The sequence below is a fragment of the Candidatus Kaiserbacteria bacterium genome, from assembly GCA_016699245.1.
In the GTDB taxonomy this organism is placed as follows: Bacteria; Patescibacteriota; Minisyncoccia; order Phycocordibacterales; family UBA918; genus Damh-18.
In genome coordinates this window covers 591,265-615,100 of sequence record CP064968.1, presented here as the reverse complement: position 1 = coordinate 615,100, position 23,836 = coordinate 591,265, and the positions used below count along the sequence as shown (strand labels likewise).

Annotated in this window: 18 protein-coding genes; 14 read left to right on the top strand and 4 right to left on the bottom strand. The window is 44.1% G+C overall.

Features of this window, described 5'->3' with window-relative positions; translation table 11 throughout:
- Nucleotides 1–2,238, top strand: coding sequence for a hypothetical protein (locus IPH92_02970; GenBank protein ID QQR64505.1), 2,238 nt, complete (start codon nucleotides 1–3; stop codon nucleotides 2,236–2,238).
- A 12-nt stretch (nucleotides 2,239–2,250) separates the two neighbouring features.
- Here the strand turns inward: IPH92_02970 and IPH92_02965 are convergent, their stop codons facing one another.
- Nucleotides 2,251–3,234, bottom strand: coding sequence for a hypothetical protein (locus IPH92_02965; protein QQR64504.1), 984 nt, complete (start codon nucleotides 3,232–3,234; stop codon nucleotides 2,251–2,253).
- 546 nt (nucleotides 3,235–3,780) lie between these two features.
- On the opposite strand from IPH92_02965, the gene IPH92_02960 reads away from it, so the two are divergent.
- Nucleotides 3,781–4,257 carry an NUDIX hydrolase gene (locus IPH92_02960; GenBank protein ID QQR64503.1) on the top strand — a complete coding sequence of 159 codons (477 nt, stop codon included), beginning with the start codon at nucleotides 3,781–3,783 and terminating at the stop codon, nucleotides 4,255–4,257.
- Nucleotides 4,258–4,807: 550 nt separating this feature from the next.
- On the opposite strand, the gene IPH92_02955 is transcribed toward IPH92_02960, so the two are convergent.
- Nucleotides 4,808–5,605 carry an HAD-IIB family hydrolase gene (locus IPH92_02955; GenBank protein QQR64502.1) on the bottom strand — a complete coding sequence of 266 codons (798 nt, stop codon included), beginning with the start codon at nucleotides 5,603–5,605 and terminating at the stop codon, nucleotides 4,808–4,810.
- 141 nt (nucleotides 5,606–5,746) lie between these two features.
- Between IPH92_02955 and IPH92_02950 the strand changes: the two genes are divergently transcribed.
- The 5 genes from IPH92_02950 (at nucleotide 5,747) to IPH92_02930 (ending at nucleotide 9,902) form a co-directional block, all read left to right on the top strand.
- Complete coding sequence (locus IPH92_02950; protein ID QQR64501.1) at nucleotides 5,747–6,322, top strand: cysteine hydrolase; 576 nt, start codon at nucleotides 5,747–5,749, stop codon at nucleotides 6,320–6,322.
- A gap of 287 nt (nucleotides 6,323–6,609) precedes the next feature.
- A complete protein-coding gene (locus IPH92_02945) occupies nucleotides 6,610–7,317 on the top strand; it encodes a hypothetical protein (GenBank protein ID QQR64500.1) in 708 nt (235 codons plus the stop codon).
- Between the two features lie 239 nt (nucleotides 7,318–7,556).
- The gene (locus tag IPH92_02940; protein QQR64499.1) at nucleotides 7,557–8,480 is read left to right on the top strand and encodes a hypothetical protein; all 924 of its coding nucleotides are present in this window, start codon (nucleotides 7,557–7,559) and stop codon (nucleotides 8,478–8,480) included.
- An 88-nt stretch (nucleotides 8,481–8,568) separates the two neighbouring features.
- Complete coding sequence (locus IPH92_02935) at nucleotides 8,569–9,300, top strand: SDR family oxidoreductase (GenBank protein ID QQR64498.1); 732 nt, start codon at nucleotides 8,569–8,571, stop codon at nucleotides 9,298–9,300.
- A 350-nt stretch (nucleotides 9,301–9,650) separates the two neighbouring features.
- The gene (locus IPH92_02930) at nucleotides 9,651–9,902 is read left to right on the top strand and encodes a hypothetical protein (GenBank protein QQR65450.1); all 252 of its coding nucleotides are present in this window, start codon (nucleotides 9,651–9,653) and stop codon (nucleotides 9,900–9,902) included.
- 78 nt (nucleotides 9,903–9,980) lie between these two features.
- Here the strand turns inward: IPH92_02930 and IPH92_02925 are convergent, their stop codons facing one another.
- Nucleotides 9,981–10,727, bottom strand: a complete 747-nt coding sequence (locus IPH92_02925) for a class I SAM-dependent methyltransferase (GenBank protein ID QQR64497.1) — start codon at nucleotides 10,725–10,727, stop codon at nucleotides 9,981–9,983.
- A 21-nt stretch (nucleotides 10,728–10,748) separates the two neighbouring features.
- Here IPH92_02925 and rlmB point away from each other — a divergent pair, with 21 nt between their 5' ends.
- Nucleotides 10,749–11,498, top strand: a complete 750-nt coding sequence (gene rlmB / locus IPH92_02920) for a 23S rRNA (guanosine(2251)-2'-O)-methyltransferase RlmB (protein ID QQR64496.1) — start codon at nucleotides 10,749–10,751, stop codon at nucleotides 11,496–11,498.
- A 78-nt stretch (nucleotides 11,499–11,576) separates the two neighbouring features.
- Complete coding sequence (locus IPH92_02915; protein QQR64495.1) at nucleotides 11,577–18,203, top strand: Ig-like domain-containing protein; 6,627 nt, start codon at nucleotides 11,577–11,579, stop codon at nucleotides 18,201–18,203.
- On the opposite strand, the gene IPH92_02910 is transcribed toward IPH92_02915, so the two are convergent.
- Nucleotides 18,187–20,289, bottom strand: coding sequence for a transglycosylase domain-containing protein (locus tag IPH92_02910; protein QQR64494.1), 2,103 nt, complete (start codon nucleotides 20,287–20,289; stop codon nucleotides 18,187–18,189). The two genes, IPH92_02915 and IPH92_02910, sit on opposite strands and share 17 nt — an antisense overlap.
- Nucleotides 20,290–20,520: 231 nt before the next feature.
- On the opposite strand from IPH92_02910, the gene IPH92_02905 reads away from it, so the two are divergent.
- From IPH92_02905 to IPH92_02885, 5 genes are read left to right on the top strand one after another with little or no spacing between them, the layout of a single operon-like run.
- Nucleotides 20,521–21,210 (top strand): DUF2202 domain-containing protein, encoded by a 690-nt coding sequence (locus IPH92_02905; GenBank protein ID QQR65449.1) that lies wholly within the window; start codon nucleotides 20,521–20,523, stop codon nucleotides 21,208–21,210.
- Nucleotides 21,211–21,246: 36 nt separating this feature from the next.
- Nucleotides 21,247–21,813, top strand: a complete 567-nt coding sequence (locus IPH92_02900; GenBank protein QQR64493.1) for an RNA polymerase sigma factor — start codon at nucleotides 21,247–21,249, stop codon at nucleotides 21,811–21,813.
- Nucleotides 21,810–22,556, top strand: a complete 747-nt coding sequence (locus IPH92_02895) for a hypothetical protein (GenBank protein QQR64492.1) — start codon at nucleotides 21,810–21,812, stop codon at nucleotides 22,554–22,556. The genes IPH92_02900 and IPH92_02895 overlap by 4 nt, the downstream gene beginning before the upstream one ends.
- 31 nt (nucleotides 22,557–22,587) lie before the next feature.
- A complete protein-coding gene (locus IPH92_02890; GenBank protein ID QQR64491.1) occupies nucleotides 22,588–23,364 on the top strand; it encodes a sulfite exporter TauE/SafE family protein in 777 nt (258 codons plus the stop codon).
- Nucleotides 23,365–23,369: 5 nt separating this feature from the next.
- Nucleotides 23,370–23,771: a cupredoxin domain-containing protein gene (locus tag IPH92_02885; GenBank protein ID QQR64490.1), complete on the top strand. Its 402-nt coding sequence runs from the start codon at nucleotides 23,370–23,372 to the stop codon at nucleotides 23,769–23,771.
- Nucleotides 23,772–23,836 lie beyond the last annotated feature (65 nt).

Sequence of the window (23,836 nt, the reverse complement as noted above, 5' to 3'; positions counted from 1 at the left end):
ATGCCTCCAAAGTTTAAATTCAATTCGATAGATCAAATAAAACGACCATCTGTAGAGATGGAAATTGAAGCCTATAAAAAGCAGGGTGAGGATTTTGTGAATAGCCACAGAAGACTCCTCAACTCCTTTGCCGAGGATGTCTCGCTCAGATTCAAAATGGAGGACCAATTTCTTATTGATTACGAGAATGGGGTCGTACAACTCGACAGCAAATGGTTTTTTGAACGAGGGTACAATAAAGAGCAAATACTCTGGGCAGTATTTCATGAACTTTCACATTTTAGAGATTTTGCTACTGACAAAGAAGGATTGCTTGCGAGTTTTGAATACATGAAAGGAAAGGCGGATACACTTTCAAAGGAAACAGAGATGGATCCGCAACTTGCCTATAAGACGTACCACACGTTATTCAACTGTTTGGATGATGTCTATGTAAATAAAGTGGTATCAAGACGGGCAAGTTATTACGAAAGCAAAAGACAAGGTGGAAAGCATGTGGAAGATTTGTACCGAGAAAAATTATTTAAAGATTCAGATTTTACTAATGTACAAGGAGACGATGGTTCAATTTCACAAATCCCCCGACATCTTCAGTTTGCATATTATCTACTTCGGAAAGCCATGCTCCCTAGCGAGGAAATTGTTGTAGATGCTGAGGTGAGAGAGGCACTAGATACCCAAATTACTGTCGGCAATAAAGAATATGACGTGGAGTCACTCATCCATACTTTTATGGTTCCAGGTCGAACTGATGCAAAAGCGTCAGCACGACATGAGTACTTAAAGAGGTATATCCAACCAATATACGAAGCTTTGATACAAAAGGATGTTAACGAGAATAAGGATTCAAATCCTGAGGATAAGAAGAATGACGGATCCAATCCTAACCAAGATAATGGGCAAGAACAAAATCAGGGTAATGAAAGTCCTGAACAGAAAAATCAAGAAAGTACTGAAGATAAAGGTCAGTCAGAAAATAAGAATCCTGAGGATCAAGGGACGGATAAGTCACAAAGTGGTAGCGGAAATGAGGACAAAAAATCAGATGGTACTGCTAGTAACGAGCAACAAAATACTAATTCAACTGGAACTTCGTCAAAAGAGCGACAAGAGCAAAAATTTAAAGAGTGGTCAAATATTCATGAAAAGTTTGAATCACAAAGCCCTGATCAACTCAATGAGGACGAGATAAAGAAATTTACTGAACGTAAAGAGGAAGAAAAGGCAAAAGACGCTCAGAAGGATGGAAAAGTAAAAGAACAACCGAAGAGTGAACGTGCCTTTCAGGAAAACTTAGACAAAGATTGGGCAAACCAGCACGAAATTCAAGGTAGAAACATATATCAAGAATTGCGTTCTCTCCGAAGGATTGAGGAGAGTATTCTTCCGTATCTGAATGATCTTACTGAGTTGTGGCAAAATATCATTACGGGAAGTTCGATTGAAATTACACACACAAGAGATAGTGCACACTCATCTGGTTTTGACTTAAATATCGACTCCGTCATAGACAATATGGGGGCAATCTATGCAGGTCAGTCCTCGCCAAGAATATACGATAAGGTGATAACGAAGGAATCTACAGTTGAAAAGCCCGAGGTCATTAGGGTTCGTCTTGTGGTGGACAAATCAGGTTCAATGGATGATGAAACGAAGCAAAATGTGCTTGCCAAGACCCTAGTTCTCATTCTCAGATCGCTTCAACAATTTAACGAGATGCTCAATCTTACTCGAGGTAGTACAGGTTCAAAGCTCAAAGTCGAAACACAGGTACTCGGATTCAGTAATACTTTATCGATCATCAAGAAGCTTGATTCAGAAAGTGGAGAAGAAGACCCGACGATTGAGATTCTTAATACATTGAAGCAGTCTGGTGCTGAAAATGGAAACACCTATGATCATGTCGCTTTAAATCATATACTCGAAACTCAAGATGAAGTGAGTAAACAAAGAATACAACAAGGGAAGATTCTAGATATACTCTTCGAGATTACAGACGGTGGATCAAGCGATGCTGGAGCAACTCAAGAAGCAGTTAAAAAAATGGTGGAAGTTGGTGTTCATGCGAGCGCATTTCAGATCGGTCAAGTCGGTAGATCTGAAGAAAGAGCATTTAACTATGCATGGAATAGTGATGAGAATGAGAAACGCGGAATGGTTGTTGGCGTGGATATGCAAAAACTACTCCCAGTGCTCTCCGAAGCTCTTAAGAAGTACCTTGGAGGAGTAAAGATATAGCACACTAATTAATTAGTGTGCTGAGCCGTGCATTATTTTTGGTTTTGTCCCAGTATTGTAGATAGCTTGGTTGTCTTTATACATTTTGAGAATGATTTTCTCTGGTTCATTTAAGTCCGTATAAGCTTCTCTCTTGTCGACTTCACTCATAGGTAAAGATAGTACCTGCTTTTCGCCGTTAGTGGTGAACTCAAATATAATCGTATCTCCCTCTGCTCGTGCACTCACATCATGAATAGCCCATCGTGTAACAGCTACTTCATTAACTGCTAACGTGTGGTCTTCCTTTCTTCGAGCCACAAAAAGCGTGTCGACTCCAAAGGAACCACCATTTTCACTTCTGTATATCATATGTGACATCTCGTCAGCATTATCAACTGGACGCGGAAGTGTCGTGGAGTCGTACCCCATTTTCGTACCAAGATCTCCCGTTACTACAGAATACAATTCAGATTGAACTGGATCTTCAATAGACTCAAGAACTGCTTTGTGCTCCTTGTTTATCTTATCTTGTTCAACAATAGATGGAGATTCATCAACTACATTAATGTCTGGAAATGATTCCTTTAAAATTGACACAACGCGAGGGGGAAAATTTCCGTATGATCCAGAACTACCATGCACAACAAGATTGCCATCACGCACACTTAGATACCCACCACCATCGACTTTAAAATCTTTTCCATAGAGCTTCCTCGCAAAATTCGCTATCTGCCTATGATAATCCATCTTGTTTATGGGTAGTGCGATAAGATACTCCTTCCCCTCATCATCGTGCATATATATAAACTTGTCTGCCTTTGTAGGGTCACCGAGTTTAACAAGCACCTTAGGTGTATTTAAATTTTCAGGGATCTCTTTCAGAATCCTAACTCGCTCCACAAGCTCTTCGTCGTTCTCAGGCTTACTATATAATTGCCTCACAGCCTCATCCAATTGATGAATGTTACTTAAATTTTGATTATGTTCGACATTTGATATTTTTGGTTTTTCCATATAGAAATTATACCAAAATTTACCAGATTTTTTTCTCCATCTATAGTTGGGTACTTTGTGCAAGACGTGTGGGGTCAATTCGGGGGGTACCCCCACTCAAAAACAAAAGTTCGAAAGTAAATGAAAAAACCCCCGCAAAGTTACGAATTTGTATAGTAATCAGCATTCATCACTCTAGGCCCTTCAACCTCTCTGTCTGAATTAGTGAGTAAATTCAAGGATATCTTGGAGTGTGAGAGAGGGGTATTCCACCAAATCTACCCACTTTGGCGTTCGTAAATCGTCCAAGGCTGCCAGCTAACACAAAAATAACCGACAAAAGTCGGTTATTTTTGTGTTTGTTGCCTAGGGACTCGAAAGGCGGAAGAAAACAGTCCGGGGGACTGTTTTACCCGCCGGGGTCGAGAACACTTAGTAGATTTGGAGTCGTAGACGAACAAATATACTTAGTGATTCGTGACCGAGTCCCTGATCGGCAGCTCTTTATTTTAGCCATACCTTTCAATAAAAAATTGGTTCAAGTCGAAGGTCTGGTATACTTTTGATATGGCTCATTTAAATTATTATGTCGATCTTTGTACTGATGCGTATATCGTGAACGACAAAGCCGTGCTTTTACGTTTACACGAAAAATATAATTTCTGGATTGCTCCAGGTGGTCATGTGGATCCAGGAGAAGATATTAATGAGGCAGTACTTCGAGAAGTTTGGGAGGAGGTTGGTTTGAAAGTCGAATTGATCGGACCAAGTACGTGGACCAAACAAGACTTTGACATCAATAAAGATTTGGTACCACCGATCTTTGTTAATAGACATTCAATTAACGAGCACCACGACCATTCCTCCTTTATTTTTTTTGCAAAGTCGAATAGTCGTGAAATAAAACCCCAAGAGGAGGCAAGTAAAAATGCTCAGTGTGTTTGGGTAACAAAAGAAGAATTAAATCAAATGCATACAAACGATGAACGTTTACGTGATGATGTATATCGCTATGCATCAGTCGCTCTTGAACTTGTTAAATAAGTTCTCACATCGTCCCAGACGGCCAGCAATCGCTTTTTAGTCTTCTAACATAATATTAATTCACAAGAGGCAATATTTTATTTGTGCCAACTTGCTCGCATTTGAAATTAAAAGAAGTAACTTTATTTTGCTGGTCAAGTATTCCACCTTGTGATGTGCACTGATTTACTAGTGTGTTGCCTCTCCATACATAGCTTCCAACTCCACCGATGATTAATGCTACGAAAAGTATCCATACAGTCTTTTGCCATACACTATTACTTCTTTGCATAGCAAACCAAAGCATCATCGCTATAACAACAGTACTCGACAGATAAGCTGTTATTGGCATTGAGACTTCTGCCCATGACTGGATTGATAGTGAGGTGGACCAAAATTTCGCATATAAAAAAAAGAGAAATCCGCATACCTAGAATACCGATGTGCAAGTTACATTCTTTTTTCTGCCCATATAGTTTTAATTGTAACGCATTTTGCAAATATTTACTTTTTTGTTGTATAAAAAGTTCTAACATCGTCCCAGACGGCCAGCAATACAACTATAGATTTTCTAAAAGACTTTAAAGTAACGGAGTCCTTCAAGTAAACCAAAGCAAAAGGGCTCTGTAACCTTATAATAAATACAACTAGAATTTTCTGGTGATAAGAAAAAAGAATTAACTTCCTCACTGGCTTTTTGAGGAATGATAAATTTTATTCCCGCTTTGCAGACAGCTAAGTCGTTACCACTGTCTCCAGCATAGACAATTCTATCTTTAGAAATATTAGTCTTTTGAGCTAGAAAGTTTAATGCAGATTCTTTAGATGCTCCTTTAGGAAGGATATCTAAGTAGCCAATATTATTATTTGGGTCAGTGCTGTATATCGCTTGAAGTTTAAATTCCTCTGTTATCTGTTTAATAACAGAATTTTCAAATGATTCACGCTCAATGTCGGAAGAAACGTAGTAACACAGTTTAAATTCACCCTGTCTATTATCTTCTTGTAGGGTAAGGAAAGGAAAATTTTGTAGCCAATCAATCAATTTGTCTTTTGTGGTTTCTTGCCAAGATTTTGTAAGTTGATCCCTATAAACTTGGTCAAGAGAAAAAGCTCCAGTTAAGACATTTTGTTCATAGATAGTGGTTCCGACATCACAGATATAAAAATCTGGCTCAATAAGACCAGCTTCTTTTACTCCTTCTTTAGCTCTTTCAAGGTGACGGCCAGTTACGTAGGCTAAAGTATGTGATTCTCTATGCTTTTGGATTATTAAGTTAAAAGCTTTTGTACCCAGATTTACTTCAGGAGAATTATCTGGATAGATCAGTGTTCCATCCAAGTCGCTTCCAATCAGCCAAGTTTTCATTTCTTAATTATAGTATACGAAATGATTAGTTTGTAAAAAAGTTCGAACATCGTCCCAGATGGCCAGCACGTCATCCAGCCTTATTTGAGGTTGAATTAGATCAAGAGTTTTACTTTTGAACTTTGATACACTTAACGCAATATGAAACCAGCTTTACTCATCATTGATCTTCAAAAGGATTTTTTTGAGTCAGTAGAACTTAATGCAATTCAAAGTGATTTAGTTCCAAAGATAAATATTCTGTCTGGAATAATACGGGAGCATGGCGTACCGATCATTTGGGTCAGGCAGGAAATGAAACCTGATGGAAGTGATGCCTTCATAGGCGATCGCAAATTAGGTAAGAGATTTGTTGTTGCTGGAACTGAAGGGAGCAAGCTTTTGGATGGTCTTGACCATCAGACGTACGATTTAGAAATTATTAAAAGGAGGTATAGTCCGTTCTATAAAACTAACCTTGATGAGATGCTTCAGGCGCTTGGAATAGATACACTCATCATATCAGGGATCAATACGCATGCATGCGTCAGAATGGCAGTAATAGATGCATATCAGAGAGATTACGAGGTGATCCTTGCTTTGGATTGTATCAATTCATGGGATGAGGAGCATCATGTGGTTACGATAAAGTATCTTTCTGGAAAAATATCAGCGCCAATGACTAATCTGCAGATTAAAGATTTTCTAGAGAAGGATGGTTCTAACATCCTCCCATAAGGCCAGCTCGTTTTATGAAAGAAAAAGCCACCATTAAAGGTGGCGGGTGAGTGCTTGGACACCAGATGACCGTTATAGTTACGGCCGTCGTTTGTCGTGGCTGTGGGCAGCAGGTTTACTTGTGCTCTCAACCTGTTGTCGACACCGGACATAGAGATTGGTAATCCAAGCACTCAAGTGTGACTATACAGTAGATTCATTAAATACAAAAGTTCGAACATCGTCCCAGATGGCCCGCAGCCTTGACACAACTAAAATGATATTGTTTTTTGTGGTACACTTTAGACATGAAAAGCAACAAAATAATCTCTATACTACTCGTCGTCGTAAGTCTGATGGTATTAGGAATAGTAGGATATTCTCTTCGTGACAAAAATAAAGTAACAGTGCCGGTACAGGAACCCACTGCTTCGAGCACCTCTATCGTATATAGCAATACTGACTTCGGATTTACCTTTTCACTCCCTCAAAACTGGGAAGGATATTCCATTGTAGAAAACACGTGGGAAGGGAATCCCTTAACGTCCACGGAAAGTACACAAACAGGGGTTACACTTTTGATCCGAAATCCAAAGTGGACCGCAACACTTCCGTATGAAGATATTCCTGTCATGGTTTTCACCTTGGCTCAATGGGATTCATACATCGCTGAAGATTTTTCTGTATCAGCTGCTCCTATACTCGCAACTGAACTAGGAAGAAATAATCTTTACGTATTCGCGCTTCCTCCGCGCTGGAACTTTGATTACCATGAGGGATATGAGGAAGCAGAGCGTATTGTAGAATCCAACGCGCTTAAAGCATTTAATGGGCAGACTCATGTTTCTGGAAAATTAAACGCGGACGTCATATGCGAAGGAGCCCTTTCCTATATGACATTCCCCGACAGCGCAGAAGCGAATACATTTGTCGCAGAATGCAAAGAAGGCAAACATCCTGAAGTTATCGAGAAGTACAAATCTGAAATGAATCTCCCCAGTGGAGCCACCATCTAAGTCTACAAGAAATAGGGTCGGTTCACTGACCACATTTCCACTTATCTTATTCTATTTTATATAGGATTTTAAATTCTCCAGATAGTCGAACTTTTCAGACCCAAGTTCATACTTACGTTGAGAGTGCTAAATACGTTCAAATATCGTCCCAGATGGCTAGCAAATGGCTTTGACAGCGATAAGGGTCAGACCTTCGGAGCTAACCCACCCAGACAGTCAATAAAAATGTATACTAAGGTATGAAAACAAAAATACTCGCCACCTTTATCTTAGTTTTACTAATCATACTTTTGGTAAAGATGTTCATACAGCCTGATTCTCAGCCTACAAGCGTACTCGGAGAAAAGGAAGCGCTCGATGCAATACTCGTACAATATCCTCAATTAGCTGTATATCAGACTACTGATTTGCCCCCGAGTTCTATAGAGTCTAAACAAAGTCGAGATGGTTGGTATTTTGGATTTATACAGCGAGGAAGCGGGGTGCCGGGTATATTGGATGCGAAGTGCTATTACTTGAAAAATGATAGGACAATTACGTTGCTAGGAGAATACAAACGAGGAAACTCCAGCGCGGTAGATTTTATTGACTTGGAGACATGTGAGTCTGCTGAGGAAATTCCTCAGATTCCTTCCGTATCGCCAGATACAGATACTGGTCTTAGATTGGGAGAACTTGGTACCTTTACATCAATATCTATCCTTCCACTTTCTATAGAAGAAGATAGTCGTTGTCCTGTTGACGTAACCTGTATTCAGGCTGGAACGGTGCGTCTCAAAATTCAAGTGGTCTCACGTACCGGCACAAGCACGAGTATAGTAGAACTTGGCCAAGAGTTTACAACGGAGGGAATGAGCATAACACTGACAAACGTTACTCCTCCAAAAAATTCAAAAATAGATGTCGAAGAGACAGAATACCGTTTTAATTTTAATGTAGTAAAACAAGATGCACCTATCGTGACAAACCCTTCAGATACATGTTACCGCGGTGGCTGTTCCTCACAGCTCTGCTCGGATCAACCGGATATGGCATCAACATGTGAGTTCAGGGAGGAATACGCTTGCTATCAGAGTGCAGTGTGCGAACGTCAAGCAAGTGGTCAATGTGGCTGGACAGAGACAGCAGATCTCCGTGCATGTCTGGGTACACAATCTCGATGAAATGGGTGGTTACATAAGTTCTCATATCGTCCCAGACGGCCAGCACGTAATAGTAGTTTCCTGAGGAAAAATTATGTAGAATCAATACATGATAATAAAGAATAACAAGATTGCGCTCATTACAGGAGCAAACAAGGGTCTGGGCAAGGAGATAGCGAGACAGCTTGGTGTACTCGGGTACACGGTTGTTCTCACAGCACGTGACCAACAGGCGGGCGCTACAGCTGCTGCAGAACTCGTGGCTGCAGGTTGTGATGCTCATGCGGTTCGTCTCGAAGTTACCAACTCTGATGACATCGTCAACCTTGTGAGTTATCTCGAAAAAACGTTTGGTAAGCTTGATGTGCTCGTGAATAACGCCGGGATAGCACTTGAGTGGGATGGAGAGCCTACCGACGCAGATAAGATTCGTCGCACACTTGAAGTCAACCTCATTGCTCCCTACGCAATCACAGAATCCCTGGTACTGCTTCTCTCGCGTAGTGAAGACGCACGAGTAATTAATCATTCGTCAGCATTAGGCTCGCTGCATACCGCAGACAGTAGCTGGGAGTACGTTGCAGATTTTATGCGCGTTGGATACTCGACATCTAAGGCAGGCCTCAACATGCTCACACTAATTCAATCGAAGACGCTAAAGAGCAAGGGAATCGCTGTTGCAGCAGCCCATCCTGGCTGGGTGAAGACAGATCTCGGAACTCAAGCCGCGCCAATGGAGGTCGACGAGGGTGCAGCCACAGTCGTTGAACTTGTGACAATGCCTCGAGACCAGTTCCCACACGGCCAACTAATACACAAAGGTAAGCGACTCCCTTGGTAGTGTAGAAGACACGTATTGTTTTGATGACGACAATATTCAGATTTTTTGACACATTCATTCATGTGTCCTCTTGTGGCCAATATATGAGCCATTTTTGGATGTTTTGTAAGAAGTGTGGAGTTAGTGCGTCTTGAAAACGGACGTTCCACTGTACATACGTTCGTATGGTGGCGCCAAAACCCTTTATACTATGAGGTATTAAACCATTGAAGTTCTTTGTAGGTAAAAAAGTTCTCACGCTCATTGCTTTTTTCGCCAGTATTAGTGCGGCACACGGAGTAGGTTACTCGGTAGGCGACACTGTGGTAAAAAAAGCAACGTGGTATGGGCAACAGTTTCATGGGCGACGTATGGCGAACGGTAAAAAGTTCAACATGTATGACCCCTCTGTTGTGGCACACAAAACCCTGCCGCTCGGTACGATTCTTCTCGTGAAGAATACTCAAAACGGTAAGACGAGTGTCGTTACAGTGCAAGATCGCGGACCATATCACAAGGATCCCAACTTCGTGTTGGATATGTCGTATGCGGGAGCCGAGCAACTCGGCTATGCGCATGCAGGTAAGGCAGTCCTTAAGATTACCGTGCTCAAGCTCGGCTAACATCCACAAAGGCCTCCGGAATTTCGGAGGCCTTTTTTATGTTCCCCTATTTTGTTGCCGAAGGGTGTTGGTATGATATTAACCAAACTTTTGCATGTACACCGAGATACTGCGTCTTTTTGCATACTTGCCACGGTGACGGTGGGACTTCGATATTTTATGAATGGTGAAGTATTTGCCGTAGAGTTCTTCAATCTCTTCTTCGGTGGACACATGCTCTGCTGCACCAATCTTGGGATGAATGTATGTATTTTCTTCATCGGTAGGATTTTCGAGAATCATACGTGCGGCGTTTTTGTCTTCGTCGAGGAGGAACGTCTTGTAGTAAAAGTAACCACCAGGGCGCAGGACACGATGAATTTCTTGTATGAGCGCGAGACGTTCATCTGCTTTCAGGAAGTGTGAGGTCATCATGTCGAGCACGAAAGTCTGAGATTCATCGGGAAGGGGAATGGGCTTACCAATAGAGCGTGCAGCAAAGGTGAGCGGAAGGTGTGCTGCTTCGGCACGTCGTGCCGCTTGCTTTACCGCCTCCTCAGAGATGTCGTATCCGACACCGTGCATACCAAATTCCTCAGCGAGCCAATGAATGTTGCGTCCGTTGCCACAGCCGAGGTCGAGCATGGAGCTTGTGACATTGAGGAGCGAGTGTCCCTCTTCGCGTACGAGCCACCGTACAAATTTTTCGAGGTCCTCACTTTGGTTCGTCGAAAGCGCGAGGTGTCCTGCCTCTTTATACTCTGCATTCCAGAATTCTTTTCCTCCGCGTTTTTTCTTCATGGGCGTAAGTAGACCATAAAAAGGTACCTCTGGCAAACTTTGCATATCTGCGCTATACTGCCGCGCATGATAGAAGAAGCAACATATATATATGGAAAGCACGCCGTGGCGGAGGCGGTGAATGCCCGCCCCGACATTGTGCGTGCGGTCCACGGAGTGCGTGAAGGAATAGATGCGGGCATTATGAAGCAGTTAGGGCGCGCACATATTCCCGTGATTGACCTCAATCCAAAGAAACTCCCCAAGGGTGTGCCGTCTGATTCTGTACATCAGGGAATTATTGCAGAAATAAACCCGAAGAAACTCATCATCTCTTACGAAGATTTTATTCCAACATACACGGTGACGAGTGACTCCGCCTTCGTGCTACTCGGGGAAGTGCAGGATCCGCACAATGTAGGGGCGGTCATTCGTTCGGCGGTGGCTTTTGGTATAGCGGGGGTACTCATTCCCGAGCATCGGCAGGCACAGGTGAATGGTACGGTGATTAAAGTGTCTGCAGGAATGGCGTTTCGTATTCCACTCATTCAGATTGGCAATGTGAATACTACGGTGAAGGATTTGAAAGAACGTGGTTTTTGGATTTATGGCCTTGCAGGGGATGCAGAACAAGAGGTTGCAAACGAGGGATTTGAAAAACCAAGCGTCATTATTCTTGGCAATGAAGGCGATGGTATCCGCACAAAGACTTTGGAACACTGTGATATTCCCCTTAGGATCTCTATGCATAAAAATGCAGAATCTCTCAATGCTTCAGTAGCAGCAGGGGTAGTGCTCCACGCATGGAGCACGAAGCATCCGGGTGCGTTACGGTAATTTGGGAAAGCCACGGCGACTTTGTCCGTTATCCCGTGATACACTTATACGTAATTAATAACGTATTGTGTTACACGTATGAATGATGAAACGCATGCAGGTGAGGGGGCTGTGGTGGTTGATGCAACTCTGCAGGATGTAGTGACGCCGAGTGAGGCGGAGCCAACAGAAGTGCCGTTGCCTACAGAGGGTGTCGTACACGAGACACCACGGATGCGTATGTTTGCGAATCTTCGCGCACACATGTTTGCTATCGTTTTTGGTGTTGTTGGCCTTAGTGCACTCATCATTCTTGCATTTTATTTCTCCAATATGGAGACACACAGTGTCCCACTCAAGCATTTTACAAACGTATACACATTTGTTCCCGAAAAAATCTCGAAAAGTGCGATGATCCCTCTCTCGCTCCCAAAGGGGGTGAGCGAAGAAGAAGCAATTAAAACGGTGGTATTTTCTCCATCTCTTAAAGGAGAATGGATTGAAGACACGGTTCCTGAACACGTAACCTTTAAACCTGAAGACGAACTACTGCTCGGTACCTACTATGCAGTGAGTTTGGATACGGGGGCGGTGCGCGTGTCCGGTGACTTCCTTGTGGATGCTGACCCACGTGTAGAGGCAGTATTTCCACGCGACGGAAGTGAGACCGATGAACATTCAAAAATCACTATCCTCTTTAATCGTCCCATGGTACCCCTCACCACGCTTACCGAGCAGGAGATGAAAGAATTACCCATTACGATTACTCCAGAAACCAAAGGGCGATTCAAATGGATTAGTACCCGCAATCTGCAGTTCATTCCCGACACCCAACTTGTACCTTCGTCACACTATGCGGTAGCGATAGGGGAGGGGCTGACTTCAGTTGATGGGCTCAGTGTGGCTCCTGTGACATACTCCTTTACCACACGCCCGCTGCGCTACGTATCAATATCGGAGAGTGAAGTGGGGTATCGTTCCCCCATAGTAATTGCATTCAATCAGCCAGTGGACCTTGAAGAAACCGAAAGGTTGATTCATGTGACCAATGGTAATGGCGACGCTATTAACGTACAGGTGGAGTATGGCAAAACCACGGTGTACGATCGAGTGAGTGGGGAAGCGACGACGCAGGAAGACCAAAGTCTTGTGTTTGTGTATCAAAAGAAAGATGCATATGGCAGAAAAAATGTTTGGGACTTTGGGACGCAGTATACATTCACGGTGAGTGGTGCTGTGCCGAGTGAGGGAGACATTGTGCTCGATGAGGAACGTACGGTGCCACTTTGGGTTCCGGGTATTGTTGCTGGTGTTGAAACGACTTCTGAACGTAGCCCCGTCACATCATCCGCATTATTTGACCCACAAGGTTCGCTCATTGTTCGTTTCTACGATGATATTGATAAAGAACGTTCAAAAATAAAGGCAAAAGGACTCCGTTCTGTTACGTATGGAGAGCGGTGTAAAAAGGATGCGCGTGGCGAGGAAATTCTTCTCGGGGATGATTGTGAAAAAGAAGAAGACCCACGCACACTCATGCTCACATTTGATCCTGATGCCTTTAAACCCGGTGAAGTATTTACATTGACGTTTGATGCGCTCTATACACGAGATGGATTCCTAGCGAATAAAGAGGAAATTCTTCATGATCTTACGGTATATCCAACACTCTCTATTTTACGCACCGTACCCGCGAGCGGAGCACAGGATGCAGCGCTTGACCGACTCTATGTATGTACGAACGCCCCACTCCGTGAACCAGGGGATGCAGGTATAAAATCATACGTGAATACCGAAAACTATATTGTCTATGGTAGATGGTCGAATTCGTACCTGGTGAGTCAGTATGACGACAATTCGTACTTTAAGCCAGTGTGTAATCCAGGTGAATATGAAACCGAGATTAAATACGGACTTCTTCCGACAACGTCGTATACACTCTCGCTTTCACTTACCGACGCATTTGGTGGTACCGCAAGCAATCATATATCGTTTACTACTACTCAGCCGAGTGAACAGTATACGCGCTTCCACAATATGCAAAAACAGTACAATGTGACGCGTCCTGAACATACCAAACTTACGTATGCAGTAGAAAATCTTGAGCAGGTGGATATGCATATTTGTAAATTGCCTGCGGCATCATTTTTGGAACGACTGAGTCATACAGGGAATCAATCTCCTTCCGGAACAGGATGTACTGAGATAAAAACGGAGCGTATTACGCTACCCCCACGGTATTGGGTAAACAACTATTTCCAAGTGGACTTGCATACCTACTTTACCGATACCCGAGGCCAATACGTACTGACGTTTAGTAGTCCACTCTATCGCGATTCGTATTCAAAGGAACCACTGTATGATGTGACCTACCTGAGTGTGACGGGGCTTGCGGTCGGGAAAAAAGAAGTTCGCTATGAGGAAAATGAGTACTACTGGGGGTCAGCGAATCCACTCGCGAATGAAGTACTTAAAAAGAAAATCGGCGCAAGCCAAAACCTGTACTGGGTAAATGACAGTGCAACACTTGCGGCGGTGAGTGGCGCGACGGTGGTGCAGTACCATGGGGACGAATATCCAAAGAGTGGTGCAGTGGGGAGTACCAATGGTGAAGGTATTGCGCGACTCACCACCGAGCGCAATGTGACCGCGGCGATTGTTACGTACAACGGCGATGTGGCTATTGTGAGTGACTGGGCAGACAGTCTTGGGTGGTATCAGACTGTAGAGAACAGTTCGCGCACATACCTCTATACAGACAGACCAATCTACCGCCCTGGACATACGGTGTATATCCGCGGGATTGACCGTGTGGGATTTGATGGTGCATACGAAGTGTGGCAACAGAATAATGTTCCCCTTGAAGTGTTTGATGCATCGGGAAACCGTATCTACGACACGATGCTCACAGTGAATCCATACGGTACATTCAATACTGAGTTCACATTACCCGCTGACGCACCACTGGGGAGTTATCGTATTGATGTATTTAATCAGAGTACGTGGTTTGATGTGGAAGAGTATGTTCCTGCCCCATTCAAACTCGAACTAACGGGAGGAAAGGAAGAATATACAAATGGTGAGGAAATTAAACTTGATGTACAGGCGGACTATTACTTCGGCGTACCACTCAGTGGAGGTGAAATCTTTTATAGCGCGACTGCACAAGACTATTACTTTGACCGGTATACCGATGAGTATTTCAACTTTGGAAGTGGTTGGTATTCCTGCTACTCATGTGGGTATGGAGACCGATTCCTTTTCCGTGGAGAGGCAGTAATTGATGGTGAGGGGCATGCACATATATCCCGCAAAATAAATCTTAAGGACTTTTTCAAGGATGATGAATCAGTCGGGAGTAAACTCATCACCTTCACCGTGTCTGCAAAAGATACAAATGGTCGCTCGGTGTCTGCGCAGCGTACATTTATTGTCCATAAAGGGTCGTTCTACATCGGTGCGGTGACGAGTGAGTACTATACTGGGGTGAATGCTCCTATTACGCTTAAGGTAAAAACGGTTGATACAAAAGGCACACCGATTTCACAAAAGGGAATACAGAGAACTGTGTATAAAGTTGACTGGGATGTCTTTAAGCGTCAGGAAGTTGACGGTGGATTCTATTATCGTTCTGAAAAGAAACGCACACCGATCAGTGAGGAAACGATTGCTACTGATGATAAAGGTAATTGGGAAGGAACTCTTACGTTCCCTAAAGAGGGTGAGTATGAAATTGTGGTTTCGAAGGACGACAACGATGGAAATCGCATCGACACCACATCGTCCGTGTATATCTATGGCGAGAGTGTGGTGGTACCGCCCAACAATAACTACGACCTTGATATGGAGGTCATGAGTAATGATATGAAAGTAGGGCAAAAAGGTTCTCTTCTGATTAAGTCACCCTATACACGCGCGAAGGTCCTTATTACTGCAGAACGTGGCACCATCTTTGATTATTGGGTCAAAGACGTGAATGGTGGACTTTTCCTTCATGAGTTCCCCATTAAAAGCGAATATGCGCCAAATGTATATTTTTCTGCACTCTTACTCTCGGATACTCCCGAAGTGAAGTATGGTACGACTGAATTTGCCATCAATACTGATGAGCATGTTCTCGATGTTGACGTGACTGCAAACAAAACATCGTATCTTCCTGGTGAACAAGTAACGCTTGATGTGGTCACAAAGGATAGTGTGGGGAATCCTGTGCCTGCAGAGGTTTCTATTGCGGTTGCAGACCTTTCGGTCCTTGCCCTTAAAGGTAATCCAAAACGTGATCCGCTCTCGTATTTCTATAACGGATTTCCTCTCTCAGTCATGACGGGAAGCAATATAAAAAACGTATTGTACGAGATGGATATTCCACTCGGGACAAAGGGTGGTGGTGGAGACCCGAATGATTTGGTAACAAAAAAGCGTGGTCTCTTTAAAGATACTGCGTATTGGAGTGCATCGGTAACCACAGATGCAGATGGTCGTGCACATGTATCCTTCACGCTTCCTGATAATCTCACCACATGGCAGATAGAGTCGATTGGTGTTACGAAAGATACAAAAGTCGGTGTTGACTATAAAGAGTTTTCTACAAAGAAAGATCTTATGGCAGTCCCACTCTCTCCACGTTTCATTGTCCCTGGAGACACCTTTAAACTCGGAGCAAAGGTATTCAATGAAACGGAAAAATCAGCACAAGTTTCTGTCTCGCTCACGAGTGATACGCTTACTTTTACTGGGGAACATACCGATGTGGTGACAGTAGAGAAGGGTGAGACAAAGACCGTCTACTTTGACGTGACTGCGCCAAAAAATAAAAAATCAGGAGAACACTCCTTCACCTTCAAAGCATCGTTTGATGCATATGTTGATGAGGTCGAGCGTACAATTCCTATTACTAAAAACCGTACCTATGAAACTGTCGCGACCGCAGGGATGACTACTGATGCTGTCACTACTGAGTATCTCTATGTGCCGGAAGAGGTGGTGGGAGGGGACGGAGGACTCACCGTACATACAAATGCAACGCTCGCTGCATTTATGACTGATGCACTCACCTCTATGGCAACGTACCCGTATGGCTGTAGTGAACAACTCGCGAGTGCACTGAGCACCATCGCCATTTTGCAGAGCGCACTTAAGACGCCGAACGTGCCCGGAAGTTTTGAGACAATTGAATATGAGGGGGTTACGTATACCGTGGATGACGTAGTGCGTACAGGACTTACAAAGATATATGAAACGCAGACTATGAATGGGGGATTCTCATACTACAAAGGACTTATTCCTGATATATGGCTCAGCATGCATGTGCTCACTGCACTCACCGAACTTAAAAACGCAGGGTTTCCCGTACGAGAGGATGTGCTCGTGCGTGGTGCAGCATATGTGGAAACGGAAGTAGCGGAAATGCATCAATACTATCCACGTTTTCATCGTGAACTCGTTATTCTTGCGGAGTATACATTACGACAAATGAATGGAAACACATCTACGAAACTTACTCCGCTCGTGACAGGAATACTGAACGAGCAACTCTATGTGAAAGAAGAAATAAGTAGCATGACGCTCGCGTATCTTGCGGTTCTCACTGCACAGGGATGGAATGAGAAAGTGTCGGCAGACGTGTACAACACACTTCTGAATCGGATCAGTATTGATGGACGCGGCGCGTACTTGAAACCATCAGTACAACAGAAGACCGAGTACTATGAGACAGCAATAAAAGACACGGCACTACTTCTCAAAGCATTTGTGGCACATGAAGACAAGAATGCAAACATTGCGAGCCTCCTTCGTTGGCTCCTTGCAAGTCGAGATGTGCACGGCGTGTGGGGTTCAACACAAAACACCTTTGTGGTCATTGACGCGATGACTGAATATCTCGCGTTTACGCATGAGACCGAAGCACAATTTACCCTCGAGGGTACACTTGGTGGTAATGCACTCTTTGAACACTCATGGAATGGCACCAATATCTTTGAGACATTCACCCACACAATCCCCATTGATTCATTTGCACGAAATACACTCCTCCCATTCACGTTCACAAAGAAAGAGAGTACAGGCCAGAAAAGCACCCTCTACTACGATATGTCACTCAAATACTTTTTGCCCGTCGAGTCGCTTCCACCACGTGATGAGGGTATTACCATCACACGCGACATCTATGCGCTTACCGATACCAAGGAAGAAAAACCACTCCGTGACGCGCGGATTGGCGACATTGTAAAAGGAAAGATAACACTCACCGTACCAAGTGCATACGCACATGTGTCCGTTGAAGATTTTATTCCTGCTGGTTTTGAGATAGTAAATCAAAACCTCGATACTGAGCGTGGGGCAGTAGACGCAGAAATGGGTGATTATAGTTTTGCACCCGTAACGCCAGAGACTAAGAGAGGATTTCTCGCACGGACTTTCTCACAAGTGGGTTCGTACTTTGGGTATGAACCGCAGCTTGCACAGACGTATGGTGCATTGGATTATGTGTATGCAAATGACGGAGAGATGGGGACGCGGACACTCTATCCTTCACATATTGAGGCTCATGATGATAGGGTATTCCTCTATGTTAAATCACTTGAGCCAGGAGTATATGAGTATGAGTATTATCTGCGTGCGCTCGTGCCAGGGACATTTGCACATCTTCCTGCGCGTGCAGAGGAACTGTATTTCCCTGATATCTTTGGTCGTACAAGCGGAGGACGCTTTACCGTGAAGGAGTAACGACGTGAATAGTTATATACTCAGTGCGTCCTGATTCTGGGTCGTGGGCGCTGAGTTCATACGTACCGGGAGTCTCTGGTCTAAACACTACTTCAGCACTTTCTTCGAGTGACGTACCGTTAATCGTCCAAACTACTGAACGTGATGCATGAAGCGGAATGGTAATAGACTTTGAAAACTCAAAGGTATCATCGTGATGGGGGCGCATGATGAGGGCATCAGTAAGCAGGAGGGTTTTGTGTTCACGTGGTGTATCACCGGGAAGTCCCCATTCTACAGAGTCATCCATAGGGATTTTAGTGATGTGTGTATCAGTGAAGGATGCTCTTGTGTAGTATGGTGTTTCTTTTAAATACTCCATAACATCATGCCAGATAGTTCCTGCGCCCGACTGTCCCGTTACCTGCATCAAAGGCTCGTTTTCACTGTTACCGATCCATACCCCCACGACAAAATCAGGGGTATACCCAATGACCCAACTATCGTGGAAATCTCTCGAGGTACCTGTTTTTACCGCGTACGAAGGAATCGTCAGATTGAGACTACTTTTGAGACCAAACTGTTCAACGCCGGTGAGTCGGTCGCTTAAGATAGCGGTGACGAGTTCAGTATATTTTTCCTCTGCAACAGTGCGAACGTTGTGGATGTTGGACTGAGGGGGAAGTGTGCGTGTGGTACTTCCATTGCGTGTGGTAACAAGTGGTGCAAGCGTTCCTCCACGGGGGAACAGGGTGAAGTAATGAGTGAGGGTGAGTAAATCCATCTCGAGCCCACCAAGCGCAATGCCGTACTGGTAACTGTCGTATGGCTGAAGGGGGGTAAATGAAAGTGTGTCTCCAAGAAAATGATAAAAATGACTGAGACCAATATACTCAAGTATTTTTACCGAGGGTACGTTAAGGCTATTACTAAGGGCTTGGTGAAGAGATACTTCACCACGATACTGACCATCAAAGTTTTTGGGGTAAAGTGCGTACCCTGTGGCGATAGGGTATTTATATTCGCGATCATCAACCCGTGAATACGGGCGCAGGCCTTCCATAAATCCCTTGAGGTATATAAATGGCTTTATTGTGGAGCCAATAGGGCGCGGCTCAAGTGCCATATTTATTTTTCCGCCATTCGTTTCCTTTGTGGGATCAGGACTTCCTACAAGAGCAATGAGTTCTTCGCTCTTTGGGTCAATAACTACGATAGCCCCATTTCGTGCGCCACGTGTACGTTCGCGTGCTATGTGTTGTGCGAGGATTGTTCGGAGGTCCTCATTGACCGTGGCGTCGAGCGTGATCTTGCACGAATGATTGCAGGCGATACCGAGTGACGATACTTCAAAAATGCTCGGACTCTGAAATGAGTATGCATCAGTCATGCGTGGTGCAACATATGACTCAGGGAGTCCGAGGCGTGCATAGAGCGCTTGCGCATAGGTATTATTTTCTTCACGCCACGGGTTTCTCTTTGTCGGATTTGCAAGTGTTGCGAGCAGAGCAACCTGTTCAAATGGAGTGGTTTCAGAAAATGATTTATCAAAATATGCTCGGCTACCGGCCTCAAATCCCTGTACCTGATTGCCCAAGGAGACTGTGCTCGCATACATATGGAGAATGTCATCTTTACTTGTATACATCTCAAGACTTAGTGCGTAGAGTGTCTCACGAAGTTTGTTCTTAAACGTACGTTCTCCCTCTGTTCCTAAAATATTTTTTGTGAGTTGTTGTGTAATGGTGCTCGCCCCACCAGCATCTCCATATCGCATGTAGTGAAAGAGCGCACGAAGTGTGCTGAACGGATTGACTCCTGGGTGAAAATAAAAAAAGCGATCCTCTTTCTTTATGAGAAGACGTGAAAAGTCTTGTTTGATATACCCCATTGGGTAGGCGTACAGTCCTTTGCTGTTTGCGGTGATGCGGAGTGGTTCCCCGTTCCTGTCATAGATGATGTGTGATGTGAGTGTGTCAAAACGCTTTTCCGCCTCACGTGCAAGAACAAATGCTCCAATGAAACAGAGTGCAATACAAACACAAAAACTAATGAGAATCCTTGCATGTCTCCGTAAAAAAGGATGAATAGCAAAGAGTAAATGCATTATTGTATTTTTGCACGAAAGTGAGCGGGCGCATAGGGAGAGATGAAATAAATTCGACACTGACGTGTACTACAAGTACTACAATCCTAATTTTTACGTATGAAACAACCACATATCACCGCACTTTTAGGTACAATCCTTATACTTGGTGGCACAGGGCTTTATGCTTATTTTAATGAACAGAGTGATATTGCGATGCGGGGGAATGGTGGTCAGCATCAACGACAGAGTATGAATAATAAGTATTCAGTGCTTTCTGAGGATGCAGGAGAAGATGATACTTCTTTACAAAGACTCGCTATTCCTACTGACACGAGTACACTAACAGAAGATGAGACGGCAGGGCTCATTAAAATGCGTGAGGAAGAAAAACTTGCACGTGATGTGTATCAGGCACTCGATGAAACTTGGAGTGTGCCCATTTTTAAAAATATTGCAGTGAGTGAGTCACGCCATACCGAGGCAGTGAAGTCGCTCCTCAGTGCACACCGTGTTGCAGACCCCGTGACTGACGATACGCGCGGTGTCTTCCAGAATGCAGAACTTGCAAAGCTCTACACGGAATTGGTCGCCCGCGGTTCGGCATCGGTGGTAGAGGCATACAAGGTGGGTGCATACATTGAAGACCTTGATATTGCTGATTTGAAGAAAGAAATTGCATCGGTAACACATGAAGATATACGTGTTGTGTATGAATACTTGCAAAGTGGTTCAGAAAACCACATGCGTGCATTCAATCGCAATATTGAAATTGTAACGGGTGAAACGTACATACCATCCTTTATTTCAAAGGATACACTCGAAATTATTCTTGATAGCGAAAATAGTATGAAAGGAATGAGTCGTGGAGATGGGTCAAGGCAGGGAATGCACGATGGTTCCGGACACGGGAAAGCGCAAGGAAATGGTCGAAATAGGTAATGAAAGAAAAATGTGCACTCAGTGTATTATAGAAAGATGACAGAAAGTGAAGCAGTACTGAGTGACGAGGAACTTGCACACAGAGTACAGGAAGGTGAGTCTGCGGCGTTTGGTGTCATTATGGAGCGCTACGCCACGCGCCTCACCCGGTACGGTAGACGTTACCTCGCACGCGATGAAGACATAGAAGATGTCATGCAAGACGTTTTTCTAAAGACGTATCAAAACATTCAGTCATACAATTCCACGTATCGCTTTTCTCCATGGATATATCGTATAGCGCACAATGCATTTGTGAATGTCTTACGGAAACACAAGCATCGGACCTTTGAATTTTATGATTTCGACACATTGGTTTCTCCACTCTCGTTTGCACAGCCCGACGAAATGGAAGTTGAATCAGCGAAGCTTGCAAAAGTGATTGAAGAGCATCTGTCGGAACTTGCACCAAAATATCGTGAAGTCATTGTGCTCCATTACTTTGAAGAACTTTCCTATGACGAAATAGCCGAGGTACTCCATATCCCTATTGGCACAGTCGGTGTTCGTCTGAGGCGGGCACGCATAGAACTCAAAAAAACACTCAAAGCGAAAATACTATGAATGAAAAATACAACAACATAATAGAGAAGGTAAATGCTCAGATATCTTCGGGAAAAGTAAAAATGCGCTCGCGTGCTATTTTTGTGTGCAAGTCCATTGCGCTGGTCCTTCTGAGTATTTTTGTATTTCTTACCACAACGCTCATGGTGAATTTCATTATTTTTTCGATTCATATACAGAGCACTGATGCGTTTCTAGGCTTTGGCCCGCGGGGGTGGTATGCATTTCTTACGTTCTTTCCATGGATACTTCTGGTGGTGGATGCAGTTGGCACCATACTTCTCATTATGCTTTTGCGCACATTTCGATTTGGCTATCGTGTTCCACTTCTCTATATCGCTGGTGCGGTATTTGTTGCGGCTTCAGTCTTTGGCTTTGCGGTCGAGCGTCATACACCTATGAACGATGTTCTTTTGCGCGAAGCCAACAGATCTGGAATGCCTCGGCCTATTCCGATGTTTTTCAATCGTCTTCATACACCACCACCAGGTGAGGGACGCTGTCATTGTGAGGTGACGGCCATTATCGATGCAACACACCTTGAGGTGCGTGATGTCGTAACAGATGAGTCTTTTACGGCGGTTATGCAAGATGATGTACACGGGACTACTTCGGGACTTACTGTAGGAGACGTAGTCTTTATGGGGGGTGAGATGAAGAATGGTGTATTTGAAGTATTTGGTATACGTACGGGAGAGCGACGTGGTTCAGGACTGCATAGGAAGGGGCTGAATAAACTTTGAGTATCGAGTATTCTTCGGTACTATAGTCAGTATGTTTCGAGAATACATACAGGCGAGTCTCATTGCTGGGACGCTCATTTGCGGGTTTGTATTTTTGCAATCTCTTGGGCTCGTACATCTCGTCAGTGGGGGAGAGATAGGCTATGGGGCGATTTTTATGATTGGGGTTATTGCTTCTTTGTCTACTTGTATGGCAGTGGTGGGAGGAATTGTACTTACGCTTTCAGCAACATTTGCTCGTGCAGGTGGAGGACTCATTCCTCAATTCTATTTCCATGTAGGGCGCCTCGTCTCCTTCTTTATCCTTGGTGGTGTGATTGGGCTTTTGGGACAGGTATTTACGCTCACCACCACGACAACCTTTGTGCTTAATCTCCTCATTGGGATGGTGATGCTCATCCTCGGAGGTAAGTTGCTTGGCATTCCGTTTTTTGAACATATGCGCATCTCATTCCCGAGGGTCTTTCATACACATGTAGAGCGTACGCTTTCATTTGATACGAGTGTAACGCCCCTCCTTGTGGGTATTGCTACGTTCTTTATGCCGTGCGGATTTACGCAGTCAATGCAACTCTACACACTTAGTACAGGGGGATTTGTAGTGGGCGGACTTACCATGCTTGTGTTTGGGCTCGGAACACTTCCGATGCTTGCACTCATGAGTGTGGGCTCGGTATCGCTCGCAGAGAGTCGCTATGCGAGTCTTTTCTACAAGACTGCAGGGCTCATTGTGCTTGCATTTGCATTTCTCAATATCATCAATAGTTTTGTTATCATAGGACTCATCAACCCCGTTTTTAATTTTTAGAGTGTATGAATAAAAATCTTGGCATTGCAGTAGGGGTAGGTGTGCTCATCATTATGGGCGCATTCTTCTTGCGTGAAAAATCTACCGAAACATCAATAGTGGTACCGACAACTATCACCAGTAATGTGACTATGGAGGGAGAAAAACAGGTGGTGATGATAGATGCAAAGGGCGGCTACCTTCCCGAGGTGAGCACCGCAAAAGCGGGAGTGCCAACCATTGTGCGTTTTAATACTACCGGCACCTTTGACTGCTCTGCATCAGTACGTATCCCGAGCCGCGACGTGTCGCAAATACTTCCTCAATCAGGTACGACCGATATTGATATAGGTGTGAATGAAAAAGGCCCCCTCGAAGGAAGTTGCGGCATGGGCATGTACCCTTTTCAGATTGAGTTTATTGAGTAGTTATATCTCCCTCGTGAGGGTGATGGAGAGAGTGAATCCTCATACCTTTTGTAAATTGTTAGATG

Bases quoted from the DNA above. Each gene is read 5' to 3' on its own strand.
- IPH92_02930 (QQR65450.1), top strand. From the start codon at position 9,651: ATGGCGAACGGTAAAAAGTTCAACATGTATGACCCCTCTGTTGTGGCA.
- IPH92_02960 (QQR64503.1), top strand. From the start codon at position 3,781: ATGGCTCATTTAAATTATTATGTCGATCTTTGTACTGATGCGTATATC.
- IPH92_02950 (QQR64501.1), top strand. From the start codon at position 5,747: ATGAAACCAGCTTTACTCATCATTGATCTTCAAAAGGATTTTTTTGAG.
- IPH92_02885 (QQR64490.1), top strand. From the start codon at position 23,370: ATGAATAAAAATCTTGGCATTGCAGTAGGGGTAGGTGTGCTCATCATT.
- IPH92_02900 (QQR64493.1), top strand. From the start codon at position 21,247: ATGACAGAAAGTGAAGCAGTACTGAGTGACGAGGAACTTGCACACAGA.
- IPH92_02970 (QQR64505.1), top strand. From the start codon at position 1: ATGCCTCCAAAGTTTAAATTCAATTCGATAGATCAAATAAAACGACCA.
- IPH92_02925 (QQR64497.1), bottom strand. From the start codon at position 10,727: ATGCAAAGTTTGCCAGAGGTACCTTTTTATGGTCTACTTACGCCCATG.
- IPH92_02915 (QQR64495.1), top strand. From the start codon at position 11,577: ATGAATGATGAAACGCATGCAGGTGAGGGGGCTGTGGTGGTTGATGCA.
- IPH92_02895 (QQR64492.1), top strand. From the start codon at position 21,810: ATGAATGAAAAATACAACAACATAATAGAGAAGGTAAATGCTCAGATA.
- IPH92_02890 (QQR64491.1), top strand. From the start codon at position 22,588: ATGTTTCGAGAATACATACAGGCGAGTCTCATTGCTGGGACGCTCATT.
- IPH92_02965 (QQR64504.1), bottom strand. From the start codon at position 3,234: ATGGAAAAACCAAAAATATCAAATGTCGAACATAATCAAAATTTAAGT.
- IPH92_02905 (QQR65449.1), top strand. From the start codon at position 20,521: ATGAATAATAAGTATTCAGTGCTTTCTGAGGATGCAGGAGAAGATGAT.
- IPH92_02940 (QQR64499.1), top strand. From the start codon at position 7,557: ATGAAAACAAAAATACTCGCCACCTTTATCTTAGTTTTACTAATCATA.
- IPH92_02955 (QQR64502.1), bottom strand. From the start codon at position 5,605: ATGAAAACTTGGCTGATTGGAAGCGACTTGGATGGAACACTGATCTAT.
- IPH92_02910 (QQR64494.1), bottom strand. From the start codon at position 20,289: ATGCATTTACTCTTTGCTATTCATCCTTTTTTACGGAGACATGCAAGG.
- rlmB (QQR64496.1), top strand. From the start codon at position 10,749: ATGATAGAAGAAGCAACATATATATATGGAAAGCACGCCGTGGCGGAG.
- IPH92_02935 (QQR64498.1), top strand. From the start codon at position 8,569: ATGATAATAAAGAATAACAAGATTGCGCTCATTACAGGAGCAAACAAG.
- IPH92_02945 (QQR64500.1), top strand. From the start codon at position 6,610: ATGAAAAGCAACAAAATAATCTCTATACTACTCGTCGTCGTAAGTCTG.